Source organism: Vibrio sp. 1CM23M (genome assembly GCF_023161755.1).
Classification (GTDB): domain Bacteria; phylum Pseudomonadota; class Gammaproteobacteria; order Enterobacterales; family Vibrionaceae; genus Vibrio; species Vibrio coralliirubri.
In genome coordinates this window covers 1,113,581-1,127,335 of record NZ_JALNTR010000001.1, presented here as the reverse complement: position 1 = coordinate 1,127,335, position 13,755 = coordinate 1,113,581, and the positions used below count along the sequence as shown (strand labels likewise).

The following is a 13,755-nucleotide window of genomic DNA, read 5'->3' as shown; positions in this document are numbered from 1 at the left end:
TGAAACTTTAAATGATATAGATACATTATTCCCCAAAACCATCAACCTAACGGAGCAAAATAGATGACAATCGAAAACATTAGCCAAGCAAAGGTTGCTGGTGGTTGGCACAAACAATACACCCACTTTTCTGCAACGCTTGACTGCAATATGCGTTTTGCGATTTTCTTGCCACCTAACGCAAGCAAAGAAAACCCAGTTCCTGTTTTGTATTGGTTATCAGGCTTAACCTGTACCGATGAAAACTTCATGCAAAAAGCCGGCGCTTTCAAAGCCGCGGCTGAGCAAGGCATCGCGATTGTTGCCCCAGACACTAGCCCACGTGGCGAAGGTGTTGCCGACGATGAAAGCTACGATCTAGGCCAAGGTGCAGGCTTCTACGTGAATGCTACTCAAGCGCCATGGGACAGCCATTACCACATGTATGATTACGTGGTAACAGAGCTTCCAGCACTGATTGAATCTTTCTTCCCAGTGACTTCTGTGAAATCGATTTCTGGTCACAGCATGGGCGGACACGGTGCCCTAACGATTGGCATTAAAAACGAAGATAACTACCGTTCTATCTCGGCATTCAGCCCAATCACCAACCCAATGCAATGCCCTTGGGGACAAAAAGCCTTCAACCAATACCTAGGCTTAGATATTGAAGAGTGGAAACACTACGATGCTTCTGAGCTTCTAAAAACCAAAGGCACTAAACTGCCAATGTTGGTCGACCAAGGTGAAGCGGATAACTTCCTGATTGAACAGCTTAAACCTGAGCAATTGGTCGAAGCGGCTAAGGTAACCAATGCAGATTTAGAGCTACGTATGCAGCCAGGCTACGACCACAGCTACTACTTCATCTCTAGCTTTATTGATGAACATATTGAGTTCCACGCTGCTTACTTAAACAAGTAGCCAGATGAATTTAGCCCACACTTTGTAAACACAAGGTGCGGGCTTTTTTATGCCTACTGATTTTACACCTGTTGCTTTTTATAACTGCTGAATACGCTGCTTTAACGCTTCTAAATCCACATCATTTCCAACAATTCGTAATCGAACATACTCTTCAGACATCGCCTCGGACGTAATTGCAAAATCGACACCGGAGCACGTCTTGATACCGATATTCTCAAATAGCTTTGAAAGGTTAGTTCCTGTCTTTTTCAGCAACATAATGGGTGTTGATATTGACGTACCAACCACCTCAATATTGTGCTCAGACAACAAGCCGATCATTTGCTGCTTAAAGTATTCGGTTTTGCTGCGGTTCATTTCTAAGAAGTGTTTTGCATTGGGTAAGGTCGCCGATGCGATTTTTATTGAGGGGTAAGTCGGCGTGAACACACTCACCGCAGCTTCGATTGCAGAAGTCAGGTTTTCACTGCTGGCTAAGTAACCGAGTCGAATCCCTGCAAGGCCTAAGCCCTTAGAAAAGGTTCGTAAAACTATTAAGTTGTCCAAAACCAAGGTTTGATCGAGCATAGACTGCTCAGGGGTCAGGTATTCACCATATGCCTCGTCGACAATCAAAATAGCGCCATAACGCTCACATACTCTCGCTATCTCGACCAGATAAGCTCTGTCGTAGATTCGACCCGTTGGGTTGTTGGGGTTATCGATATACACCAAGGCAGGATTTTGGCTGCTTATTTTTGATGCCAACACACCGAACAAATCAGACTCGTTTTGATAATCCAACATGTTGATGGACTGGTACTTCCCGCCCACCAAAGTGAACTCTGATACTGCTTCAACAAACTGAGGGCCAATGCCTATCATGGTGCGATTGTTGTGATCGATAAGTTTATTGAAGATAAGTTCTAGCGCCCCTAGAGAGCCCGTGGTGTACGTAATACGACAATCTTCAATCCCAACAAACTGGCGAGTCAGATAAGTCAGCTCCGAAAGCTCCCTGTGGCAATAGTACTTATCAATACCGTAGATAATATCTTTGATCACATGTTCAGGAATTTCTGGTGCGCCAAATGGATTAGAGCCGAGTGAGCAATCGATACGAAATGAGTGATCGACATAAGAATGGTATTCGCCACTTAACCGTGGATTTAAATGCATAAGAAAACGCTCAAAAAATATTCATGCGCTATTCTTATCGTATTAGTTTTTATCGATATAGGTCATTTCGCGACAGTTCTTCGCCTTGTTTCGAGAGACTGGTTAAAAACAAAGATTGGTTCAAATAACGAATTCTCTTAAGCCATAATCATGAGTTAAGCACTCGTGTTTCCATTTCGAGTTAACCGAACCGCTTTCTTTGCGCTAGATTAAGCTGAGATAAAATAGGGTAATAACAGAGCTTGCATCTTTACTCTCCCTAGTTACCATAGCCCCATTAACATCCCCCATATTTTGAAGGTTGCTATGAAAGCAATTAAGACTCTTTTCTTCCTAATGGTTTTATTGAGCGGTCTGTTTACCGCTTGGCTGTTTATTCCAATTCCAGCGACCATGGACAAGCAAACGCTCGACGTTCCATTAACGGAACCATTCAAGCTTGTGGCGTATCGCAGCAACCCGAATGATGCGAGCAAGCCGCTGACTTACCACTACTATGTGATTTCAGATGTAGTTGGCGTGGACGACATGGACCCGTTCCTGGTTACTACAGACCAGTTCGTGAAGCTTGGCGAATTCGACGAGAACACATTCAACCTTACGGTTAACGGCAAGATTGATAGCTACACCAACGATTTGTGGATCAAGAAATCTGATGGCAAGCTTCAACACTGGTACGTGAGTATTAACGCGAACTATATTCGTTAAAATCGAACTGCAATAAACCTCATTTTAAAACTGCGCTTTGGCTTCCAAGCGCAGTTTTTGTTTCTAGCAACAACCTCCACTTATCCCGACCCGTTCGACATAAACTGCATTGCCTACTTTTGATTCACTGCTGCCCTTGCTCTCAAGGTGTTATAAGCTCTTTAGATACGATAAGCTCAGACCATGCTCGACGCCCAATAAATCAAAATAATAAAGGATCACCCGTGGAATTTACGCTCGACAAATTTAACGGCATCATCATCGACCCAGCAACAGTCCCTCACGATGTTGACTCATTCAATGCCGAACTCAGCGAGATCTCCGAATTTTCAAAGCAGAATAACAAAGGCATTATTTGGATTAGCCTGCCTATTTCGCTCTCGCACCTCATTCCGGTAGCGACCGAACTTGGCTTTGTGTTTCACAACTGCTTAGAAGACGAGATTACACTGATCCACAAATCCAAGATTGTCGAGTTTGTGCCTTTCATTCCGACCCACACCTTGGGTGCTGGCGCGTTAATCACTAACGAACACAACCAAGTGCTGATGATTAAAGAGCATGGCATGACAGGCTACAAATTACCGGGCGGTCATATTGAGTTGGGTGAAGGCATTGAAGAATCGGTGGTTCGAGAAACCTTAGAAGAGACTGGCATCGAAGCCACGTTCGTGTCTGTGGTCGGCATGGCGACAAGGCACCCATACCAGTTTGGTAAATCAAACCTCTACTTTGTTTGTCACCTTATTGCTCAAACTCAAGAGATTGCGATTCAAGACACAGATGAAATTGCAGAAGCTAAATGGATTGATGTTGAAGAGTACATTAACAACCCCGACAGCTACCCGTTCAACCGCCAATTAGTCGGCTCTTTGATAGGCAAACAAGGATTAGAACTTACCCAACTAGAAGGCAACTATGGCCCGAACCATAAGCCAGAGATCTTCTTTTCGAATAACTAGAACACTTCAAACATAAAAACGCCAAGCTCATCAGGACTTGGCGTTTTGCTTTTCGTTTATGTTTTTGTTTAAGCCATCTCGTTGTTAGTGACCTCCTAATACACTGCTCTAGAACCTATCTATTTTAGAAAAAGCCTAACGGGTTCGTATCGTAGCTGATCAGTAGATTCTTGGTGTTTTGGTAGTGATCGAGCATCATCTTGTGTGTCTCACGGCCAATACCCGATTTTTTGTAACCACCAAACGCGGCATGTGCTGGGTAAGCGTGGTAACAGTTCACCCAAATACGCCCCGCTTCAATGTTGCGACCCATGCGATACGCTAGGTTTGCATCACGCGTCCACACCCCTGCACCCAAGCCATATTCAGTGTCATTGGCTATCTCTAGTGCTTCTGCTTCGTCTTTAAACGTCGTCACCGCGATGACAGGGCCGAAGATCTCTTCTTGGAATACACGCATCTTGTTGTGCCCTTCCAACATGGTTGGCTGGATGTAATAACCATTACCGAGATCATCAGATTGCTGCGCAACTTCGCCACCTGTCAGCACTTTAGCGCCTTCTTGGCGACCGATTTCTAGGTAGCTCAGTATCTTATCGAACTGCTCTTTAGAGGCTTGTGCTCCAACCTGAATATCAGTATCTAGCGGGTTACCTTGTTTAATAGTTTGAGCACGCTCGACCACCTTGGCGATGAACTTATCGTATACCGATTCGTGGATCAGCACACGTGATGGACAGGTACACACTTCACCTTGGTTGAAGAACGCCAGCAACATACCTTCAACACACTTATCTAGATATTCATCTTCATGGTTAAAGATATCTGGGAAGTAGATATTTGGAGACTTACCGCCAAGCTCAACCGTTGATGGAATCAAGCTTTCAGCCGCACATTTCAGAATATGGTGGCCGACTTCTGTCGAGCCTGTGAATGCCAACTTCGCTAAGCGATCACTGGTTGCTAACGCTTGACCCGCTTCGCTACCAAAACCATTGACGATGTTCACTACGCCTGCTGGTAGAAGATCAGCGATCTTCTCCATCATCACTAAGATCGATGTCGGTGTTTGCTCCGCTGGCTTCATTACCACACAACAGCCCGCAGCTAACGCTGGTGCCAATTTCCAAGCCGCCATTAAAATCGGGAAGTTCCAAGGAATGATCTGACCTACGACACCGATTGGTTCTGGGAAGTGGTAACTCGCGGTGTTTGAATCTAGCTCTGCTGCGCTGCCTTCTTGAGCTCGAATACAGCCCGCAAAGTAACGGAAGTGATCAACAACCAAAGGAATGTCTGCTGCCAAAGTTTCACGCACAGGCTTGCCGTTTTCCCACGTCTCCGCCACCGCGATTTCTTCCAAATTCGCTTCAATGCGATCGGCAATTTTAAGCAGGATGTTCGAACGTTCAGTCACACTTGTCGCCGCCCAATTTGCACGAGCTGCGTGCGCTGCATCAAGTGCCAAGCTAATGTCTGCCTCTGTTGAACGTGCCACTTGGCAATACACCTGGCCATTCACTGGGGAAGTGTTATCAAAATACTCGCCGCTGACAGGCTTCACCCACTCGCCACCGATAAAGTTATCGTATTGCGCTTTAAAGTTCACCACTGCGTTGTCACTACCCGGCTGTGCGTAAATCATAGTTAGATCCTTCTTCGATTTGTTATTCGTTATTGAGCTAGAGCTGTCTTATTTTTGTGGCGGCTCCTCTTGAGAAAAGAACTCATGACAAGACGCCCATGTTTATACTTTCTGTTTAAAACACTGATACTTCGTGTTTTCTTCACAACAGTAACAACGCAAATCACACGCCAGAACTTCAAAACTTGTTGTTAATAAATTGTAAAACTATGATTACCAAACGTTTACAACCCAAAGTGAGTTGGCATTGAACGGACGTATGGAAACCACTCCAGTGTTCAACTGTTCCAAATTGGTACACCCTCACTGTTACGACATGGAACAGTCATGCACCTTCAACAAGCAAACACCTCTGATTGGCTTTCGTCTTCTTGGCACCGCAGTACAGAAGCGGGTCTAAAACAGAGACGACTTCCCGAAGATATTCGCCTGCCTCAATCAATTCTTAAGCAGCGACGACATAAGTCTTCTGACTTAATCAACATCGTCGAACGTAATGCTCTACCCCTGTTTAATCAGATGTTTGCACGCACCGACAGTCGTTTGATTCTGACGGATATTGAAGGGGTGATTCTGGCGAGTTGGGGACAGGAGCGGTTTAAGGAGAAGTTGACATCAATTGCACTCAGTTCTGGAGCGTGTTGGCAGGAACAACTTAAAGGCACCAACGCGATTGGCACCGCCATTGTGGAAGCGAAACCCGTATCCATCATTGGCGAACAACACTTCATCCACCAGCATCGATTTATCAGTTGTTCAGCAAGCCCTGTGTTTGATCATCAAGGGCAGATGGTTGGCGTATTGGACATTACCAGTGAGCAGCAACAACACGACAGTTCTGTCCAATTGCTGGTTCAAAATATGGTTCAGCTTGTTGAAAATCAGCTATTAAGTCATATCCCACAAGGCACCACTCGTATTGACCTCGCATGTGAAAAATCGTTATTACACAGTGGTTGGCAAGGGATAGTGATAGCCAATGAAGCTGGCGAAGTAGTCGCGCACAATCAGGTTGCCTCTCAATTGTTGGATCAAACCTCGATCGTCGGCGAATGCATAGATACCCTCTTCAACCGAACCTCATTAGACACGCCCTTTGTATTTGAGAAACAGCATCTCAAACAACCAACCACCAAACGCACGCGCTCCATTTCAGCATCGTGTGATTTGCACCATGGCGAACAACAGATAGAACACGCTTGGCAACAGGCCAATAAGGTTATCGATAAAGGGATCAGCCTATTAATCTTAGGTGAAACAGGGGTTGGTAAGGGCGAATTTGTTAAAGCATTACACAAGCAGAGCCAACGTAAATCGTCGCCCTTGGTTGCGGTAAATTGCGGTGCGCTGCCGAAAGACCTTATCGAATCCGAACTATTTGGCTACGCGCCGGGCGCGTTTACGGGCGCGAGCCACAAAGGTTTCCAAGGTAAGATCCGCCAAGCAGACAAAGGCATTCTATTTTTGGATGAAATCGCCGACATGCCGCTAGAGGCTCAGTGTCGACTGCTACATGTTCTGCAAGATAAATCCGTGGTGCCCGTGGGTTCGAACCAAAGCTACCAAGTCGATTGTCAGATCATTGCTGCTACACATAAAAACCTAGAACAGTTAGTTGCAACAGGAGAATTTAGGCAAGATCTGTATTACAGACTAAACGGCTTAGCCTTCACTCTGCCAAGCCTACAACACCGACAAGACAAGCACGCCTTAATCGAGCACATTCATCGTAAATACGCCGAAGACGAACAGACAATCTGCCCGCACTTAATGAGCTTACTGTGCGCTTACGCTTGGCCGGGCAATATTCGTGAATTAGATAATCTACTGAAAGTCGCCGCCCTACTGGCGAGCGATGAACCACAACTCACACTCGAGCATGTGCCCAGCCACCTTGCTCAACATCTCACGTCGTTAGCGCAAGACAATCACCATCAACTGACGACTCCTAATACCATCAAAGGTGCAACGAATAACGATCTAAGAAGTACCGTTGAAGAAACCTTGTTGCAAACGTATCAAGCGAACCAAGGCAACATCAGCAAGACTTCACGAATACTCGGTATCAGCCGCAATACCATTTATCGAAAGCTGAAAAGTTTGGGGATCCTCCAATAATCAACATGGATGATCCTGGCCCGCTTTTTCGTTATCAATAAATAAATTCACTTCTAGTGAGACATTTCGCCCTCTAACTCGTAGTACTTCAAAACGAACGAGGGCTCAGATGCAAACAATCAACATAGTGTGGCTAAAGCGAGATTTAAGACTCACCGACCACGCACCTTTACGACACGCTTTATCTGATAAACACCCAACGATATTGCTCTACATTTTCGAACCCATGCTGTTAAACAATGCCCATTATTCTGAGCGACATTGGCGATTTGTTTGGCAATCACTGCAATGCATGAACCAGTCATTAAAAGAGCATGGACATCAGGTTTCAATACTCTATGGCAGTGCTATGGACTGCTTCAAAGCGATCCAATCTCGTTATCACATCCAAAACGTATTCTCCCATCAAGAGATAGGCTTAAATTGCACATTTGAGCGTGACAAGCAAATATCTGACTGGTTTCAAGAGCACAACATCCAGTGGCAAGAGTTCGCACAGGGCGCTGTTGTAAGAGGGTCAAAAGATCGAATCGGTTGGGACAAACACTGGAACAGTGTCATGCGTGCTCCCAAAGCACAAAGCCAGTTGACCACAGAGTCATTGTATACCCTTGATGCTGAAGAAGTTGGTTTGGCAATAAATCCTCCACAAGCATGGTTAACCAAAAGTAACGGAATACAAACGGGCGGTAGCGTACTGGCTTGGGCAACTTTGCATGATTTCTTTGAACGCCGTGGTCGTGATTACTACCGCAGCATCTCAAGCCCAGAAGCGTCACGCCATGCCTGTACTCGCCTATCTCCGTATTTGGCTTGGGGCAACATATCGCTGCGTGAAGTTTATCAACACCTGTTGGGACACTGGCAAGTTGCAGGGTTTCGTCGCAGCCTAATTGCCCTTTCTTCAAGGCTTCATTGGCACTGTCATTTCATGCAGAAGTTTGAATCGGAATGCGAGATGGAATTTCGCTGCATCAACCACGCCTACGAGACGTTATTGCAGAATGAGACGGTAAAAGATCCAACACGTTTGGAGGTATGGAAGGCGGGATTAACAGGCGTGCCATTGGTCGACGCCTGTATGCGCTGTCTGCATCATACGGGCTATATTAATTTCCGTATGCGCTCAATGCTGGTGAGCTTTCTCACTCATCATATGAATATGGACTGGCGTGATGGCGTCACTCACTTAGCGCAGCTGTTTCTCGATTTTGAACCTGGTATTCACTACCCACAGTTTCAGATGCAAGCTGGGGTTACAGGAATCAACACTATCCGAATTTACAATCCGACTAAGCAAGCGCAAGAGCACGATTCAGATGGAGACTTCATCCGTAAATGGGTGCCAGAACTTTCAGACATACCCACTCCACTTTTGTTTGAGCCTTGGAAGATGACGCCTATGGAAATGATGATGCATGAGCTCAAACCGGATTCCCCTTACCTGAACCCAGTCGTCGATCTCGACACTAGTGCCAAAGAAGCGCGGGTGCGTTTATGGTCGTGGCGAAAACTGACTGAGGTAAAACAAGAACGTAGCCGTATTTTGGTTCGCCATGTCAGGCCGTCGAAGAAGAAGCCTAATCAGAATCCAACTCCACAAGTTGATTGAGCACTTCTTTATCCAATACCGGATGATGCTTACTCGCTAGGATCAGCACAATATCGACCGAAGGCAACGGTGGCATATCATCGAGGATTCTCAAATCTGAAGTCACGCTCAGCTTACCCATCGCGCCAATCGCTAATCCGGCTTTAACGATCGCTCGCTGCGCTGAAGCGGTATTGCTACACGCTAATAACTGATAAGGCGTGCCCTGCTTGGTCAAACCATTCACTGCCGCTGCGTGATACTTACAATCGGTCTGAAACAAAGCTAATGGGACTGGTTTAGAATCATCGAACACATAATCAGGGCTGCTTATCCATACTCCGATATCATGAGTGAGCCAGTAACCCTCTTCACTATCGGGCGCTCGGGTGACAATCGCCGCATCAAGCCTGCCGTCATCCAACCACTCTCTCAGCGTAATGCTCGGCAGGCTGAATATTTGGATTGAACAGGTGGGTTCTGCTTGCTGCAACTGGCGAATCACTTTCGGCAGAATGGTGTCATTGTAGTCTTCAGGGCAGCCGAGTCGCAGAGGTTGTTTGTCTTCGTAACGCTTTACATGCTTAAGCGCGGTATTGTGAAGGGCGACCAACTGTTCGGCATGAGATCGCAGCGCTAAGCCTGCTTCTGTAAGTATTAAGTTACGTCCTTCTTTTTGGAAAAGGGTGACGTTGAGTTCTTCTTCCAACTTACGCATCTGAGCACTGAATGCCGATTGGGTACGATTTATCTGTTTCGCTGCACGAGTGAAACTACTGGTTTCTACAAACGCGAGAAAGCCTCGCAAAGCATCAATATCCATATTGAAATCACCACCCATCGTTTTTGTTAATGTATTGCATCAAAATTATCCGTTAGTGCGCCGCAATACAATCCCCTAAGCTCAAATGCATGCCCCTAGGCTCAAATGCATACCCACCAAACGCAAGGAAGCAACGATGCAGCTTTATATTGGAAACCAGAACTACTCAACTTGGTCACTGCGCGCATGGCTAATATTCGACAACTACAACCTGAATGCAGAAGTCATCAAGCTCAAGCTATTCACCTCTGATTTTTACGACACTCTGGCGAAAGTGACGCCAACGGCCAAGGTTCCAACCCTAATTGATGGTGACGTTGCAGTGTGGGATTCATTGGCCATTCTCGAATACGTTAACGACGCCCACTTGAACGGTGCAGCATGGCCCAGTTCAGTGAAAGAACGCGCCCATGCCCGAGCAATTTCCGCAGAAATGCACTCTGGATTTTTTGCCATCAGAAATGAAATGCCGATGAACTGCCGCGCGCAACGAAAGCTCACACTCAGTGAAGAAGCACTAAAAGACATCGCTCGTATTGATGCAATATGGTCAGCACAAATGGAACAATACCCTGAAGAATGGTTGTTTGGTGAATGGTCGATTGCCGATGCGATGTTTGCACCTCTGGCTTTACGTGTAGAAACCTATGGCATCCAACTTTCAGGGAAGGCATCGCAGTATCAACAACGTGTGCTTAACAGTCCATCAATACAAAAATGGCTCTCGGAGGCAAGTTTAGAAACTGATGTGGTTGAAGAAGATGAGGCGGGCGAACCTGTATAAGTAGATAGCAATGAGTCTCGATATAGCATCGAGACTCATTCAATATTAGGCGGTTAGAAAGCGATTTCTTTAAAGACTATTCTGCGGCAACAGGGTCACTGTGATCATTCGGTTCAAACTCCAAAATATCACCAGGTTGGCACTCTAAAACCTCACACAGTTTGTCGAGTGTCGATAACCTCACGGCTTTTGCTTTCGCATTTTTTAATACTGACAAGTTGGCTTCTGTAATACCAACCTCTTTTGCCAATGTCTTCAATCGCATTTTTCGTTTTGCCATCATAATGTCTAAATTAATGCGGATAGTCATGACAAGTCCTTTAAATCGTTTGGCTGTGCTCATCAGCCAGAATATAACCTTCTTTCATCACCCATGAGATGATCAAAATAATTATACCCAATATCAGTGTTAAAAAGTCCATACCTACAAAACTAATCCCCAAGATACGTTCGCCTGGGGGATTATTGAACGATAGAATCACTGACATCAATGAACTATAGATAACTGAACCTAATACCCAATAGAACAAGCTATACCCAAGCTTCTGGTAGGACATTGCGTTTTCCAAAGAGAAGATTTCGCCTCGTTCATAATTACGGAATAAACGAATCAGAACCATTAGTGCGTACAAAAGGATGCTGGACATAGCTAAACTGGTGAACGCAGCAACCATTCTTGTTGTCATAGACAGCGGCAACATCGTGAGATGCCCGATGTCGTAATAATAAATACCCGTTGCACTTATAAAGTCATAGGGAGTCTCAATGGTTAGCCAGAAGTAGCACACCATAATCGGAGTGAGTGCGAGAAAGGACTGCAGTAGTAATCGCACACGTCGGCTTTGTTTTTGGATGTTAGACATAGTTAGTATTCCTGTTGAGTTGACGAAGGAATACTAAGATCAAAATAAATGATGATCAACAATAAATTATCGTTAATCGATAATTTATTGTTGAATTTCAATTTCCATAGAAACTTATGACCGACATAGTTTTTCATTAAAGTTGCAATAATTTGGTCGATTGTGATCGCCTAATCACAATGTGCAGATGTGATTGTTTATATTCAAAGAAATTCAAATAGTTAAGATAAACATCATGTTACGAGCAACCATCGCATTACTCAGTGTTACTAGCTTCGCCGTATCTGCCAACGCCCCTCTTCCTTCTGGAGAAGAATGGCTCAATCATGCTACTGAAGGGCTTGCACCTTACTGGTTGATGCCTAGCGCTCAAGGGGACCCGATAGGCAACTTCCCTACGTTCCGCTGTGATGACGGTACCTTGCTCGATGTTTCTGATGTGTGCCCTGAACTGAGCAAAGGCTGGATCACGCCGCACTTCGGCAAAGAGTTTACGCGCATGAAATCACGTCAAACTTATGCCTATGGCGTGCTCTACCACCTTACTGGCGATAAAAAGGCTTTAGCGCTTGCCAAGCAAGGTGCCTACTACATCATTGATCAGCTAGAAGATAAGCAAAACGGCGGCTTTATCGGCTACACAAAAGAGGGAAAAGTAGGTCAGGATTGGCAGCAGCGTACTTCTCAAGATCAAGCGTATGCGCTGGTTGGCCTTGCCATGTACTACTACCTGACTCAAGACAAAAAGGTAGAACAAGCACTCATCGCACAACAAGCTTTTATCTTTGATAAATATCGACTTAGCGACAACAGTGGTCTTGCTTGGGTACTTGCTGACGGTGAAGATGGCAGTGCAAAACGACGTGAATTGGTTGCACTACTTGATCAAATCAATGGCTACATGTTGCTCGTCGCACCTCTGCTCAAAGAGCCCGTCAAATCAAAATGGCTTGATGACTTAAACTGGCTCACGCAATCCATGATTGACCAATACCATTCTGAAGATGAACAACGCTTCTACGGTGCAATTCACGATAAAGCAGCGATGATGCCGAATGCTAATCACAACGATTTTGGGCACACCATTAAAGCCTATTGGATGACTTACCTTACAGGCCAAACATTGAATAACTCTGAATGGAAAGAGTTTGGTATCAAAGGGATGAAACACACTCTCGCTCAGGCGCAATATCAGAAAGAGTTCGTGAGTGTATCCCAATATTATGGCGAGGAACTTCAGAAAGCGTGGAAAGGACAAGAGATAACTGGCTGGCAAAGCCGACCAAACACAAATTGGGCTTCATCGTGGGAGTGGGCGGAGCTTGATCAAGCGGCCATGACGATTTCACTGGTCGATGGTTCAATGAAAGACGTCCTGCAATACACCTTACCGACCTTTCATGATGTATGGGTCGACCACAAATACGGCGGTGTGGGGCTTGATCCTAAGCGCACCAAAGCTTTCCATTGGGGCAACGGTTATCACCAGTTTGAACATGCGCTGATTGGCTATTTATATGCTCGACAAGAGGAAGGTAAACCCGCTGTACTTCACTACGCAAGGCCAACCAATAGCGAGATGCCAATGGAACCGTATTACTATCAAGGGGATGTGGTTAAGTTGGAGAACCTAGACGATGGGTCACAAAAGGTCAGTTTCAATAACATTCGACCTTAGCGCTGGTATTGGTTCTGAATAAGCGGATTGACCACCAAGCCTGAAATCAATTTTCAGGCTTTTTAATGGCTATTTTCTCTTCCCTTGCTCCACCAACTTTTCATTCCATGCCGTATTGCCGTCACGCTTAGTCACGTCATACTCTGAACAGAACTGAGAGATAGTCATGTTGTTGTCGCCAGTCGCCAATTTCAACGCCAACTGGACTTGTTGAAGTTTGCTTTGCAGACGCAGAATCTGACCAGCATTTGGGCTCTTCTCTTTGGCATACTTTAAGGCTGCATGCTTACGCTCGGCCGCGCCCGCTCGGCGATCTGCTTCTGATAACAGATACTTGAGTTGAGCAACACTCTTGCCTTTCTTGAAGGCAGGGTCAAGCAACTCAACGCATTCATCAAACGATGGTTCGATAACGTATGGGTCAACTTTATGAGCTTGTTGGCGCATCCACTCTAGTGCGAGCTTTTCATCTGACATAATTACATCTTTACCAAAGAAACAGCCTTATATGGTATCGCT

At 45.5% G+C, this 13,755-nt stretch carries 13 protein-coding genes; 7 read left to right on the top strand and 6 right to left on the bottom strand.

The features are described 5' to 3' along the window. Positions 1 to 63 precede the first annotated feature (63 nt). A complete protein-coding gene (fghA, locus tag MSG35_RS04800) occupies positions 64 to 903 on the top strand; it encodes an S-formylglutathione hydrolase (RefSeq protein ID WP_248383093.1) in 840 nt (279 codons plus the stop codon). Between the two features lie 78 nt (positions 904 to 981). On the opposite strand, the gene MSG35_RS04795 is transcribed toward fghA, so the two are convergent. Beyond that, positions 982 to 2,064: a pyridoxal phosphate-dependent aminotransferase gene (locus MSG35_RS04795; protein ID WP_248383091.1), complete on the bottom strand. Its 1,083-nt coding sequence runs from the start codon at positions 2,062 to 2,064 to the stop codon at positions 982 to 984. 306 nt (positions 2,065 to 2,370) lie between these two features. Here MSG35_RS04795 and MSG35_RS04790 point away from each other — a divergent pair, with 306 nt between their 5' ends. Next, positions 2,371 to 2,772 (top strand): hypothetical protein, encoded by a 402-nt coding sequence (locus MSG35_RS04790; protein WP_248383090.1) that lies wholly within the window; start codon positions 2,371 to 2,373, stop codon positions 2,770 to 2,772. A 224-nt stretch (positions 2,773 to 2,996) separates the two neighbouring features. Further along, a complete protein-coding gene (locus MSG35_RS04785) occupies positions 2,997 to 3,734 on the top strand; it encodes an NUDIX domain-containing protein (protein ID WP_248383088.1) in 738 nt (245 codons plus the stop codon). Between the two features lie 124 nt (positions 3,735 to 3,858). Here the strand turns inward: MSG35_RS04785 and MSG35_RS04780 are convergent, their stop codons facing one another. Further along, positions 3,859 to 5,379: an aldehyde dehydrogenase family protein gene (locus MSG35_RS04780; protein WP_248383086.1), complete on the bottom strand. Its 1,521-nt coding sequence runs from the start codon at positions 5,377 to 5,379 to the stop codon at positions 3,859 to 3,861. A gap of 327 nt (positions 5,380 to 5,706) precedes the next feature. On the opposite strand from MSG35_RS04780, the gene MSG35_RS04775 reads away from it, so the two are divergent. Both MSG35_RS04775 and MSG35_RS04770 read left to right on the top strand, forming a co-directional pair. Beyond that, on the top strand, positions 5,707 to 7,497 hold the full coding sequence (locus MSG35_RS04775) for a sigma-54-dependent Fis family transcriptional regulator (RefSeq protein WP_248383084.1): 1,791 nt from the start codon (positions 5,707 to 5,709) through the stop codon (positions 7,495 to 7,497). A 109-nt stretch (positions 7,498 to 7,606) separates the two neighbouring features. Continuing rightward, on the top strand, positions 7,607 to 9,109 hold the full coding sequence (locus tag MSG35_RS04770) for a deoxyribodipyrimidine photo-lyase (protein ID WP_248383083.1): 1,503 nt from the start codon (positions 7,607 to 7,609) through the stop codon (positions 9,107 to 9,109). Here MSG35_RS04770 and MSG35_RS04765 read toward each other — a convergent pair. Beyond that, entirely contained in the window at positions 9,078 to 9,929 is an 852-nt protein-coding gene (locus tag MSG35_RS04765) for a LysR family transcriptional regulator (RefSeq protein WP_248383082.1), read from the bottom strand. The genes MSG35_RS04770 and MSG35_RS04765 overlap by 32 nt on opposite strands. Before the next feature lie 118 nt (positions 9,930 to 10,047). Between MSG35_RS04765 and MSG35_RS04760 the strand changes: the two genes are divergently transcribed. Continuing rightward, positions 10,048 to 10,695, top strand: coding sequence for a glutathione S-transferase family protein (locus MSG35_RS04760; RefSeq protein ID WP_248383081.1), 648 nt, complete (start codon positions 10,048 to 10,050; stop codon positions 10,693 to 10,695). 76 nt (positions 10,696 to 10,771) lie between these two features. On the opposite strand, the gene MSG35_RS04755 is transcribed toward MSG35_RS04760, so the two are convergent. Next, the gene (locus MSG35_RS04755) at positions 10,772 to 11,005 is read right to left on the bottom strand and encodes a helix-turn-helix transcriptional regulator (RefSeq protein WP_248383079.1); all 234 of its coding nucleotides are present in this window, start codon (positions 11,003 to 11,005) and stop codon (positions 10,772 to 10,774) included. Positions 11,006 to 11,015: 10 nt separating this feature from the next. After that, positions 11,016 to 11,558 (bottom strand): DUF2975 domain-containing protein, encoded by a 543-nt coding sequence (locus MSG35_RS04750; protein ID WP_248383077.1) that lies wholly within the window; start codon positions 11,556 to 11,558, stop codon positions 11,016 to 11,018. A 235-nt stretch (positions 11,559 to 11,793) separates the two neighbouring features. Here MSG35_RS04750 and MSG35_RS04745 point away from each other — a divergent pair, with 235 nt between their 5' ends. Continuing rightward, on the top strand, positions 11,794 to 13,236 hold the full coding sequence (locus MSG35_RS04745) for an N-acylglucosamine 2-epimerase (RefSeq protein WP_248383076.1): 1,443 nt from the start codon (positions 11,794 to 11,796) through the stop codon (positions 13,234 to 13,236). Positions 13,237 to 13,305: 69 nt separating this feature from the next. Here the strand turns inward: MSG35_RS04745 and MSG35_RS04740 are convergent, their stop codons facing one another. After that, positions 13,306 to 13,713, bottom strand: coding sequence for a hypothetical protein (locus tag MSG35_RS04740; protein ID WP_048611773.1), 408 nt, complete (start codon positions 13,711 to 13,713; stop codon positions 13,306 to 13,308). Between the last annotated feature and the right edge of the window lie 42 nt (positions 13,714 to 13,755).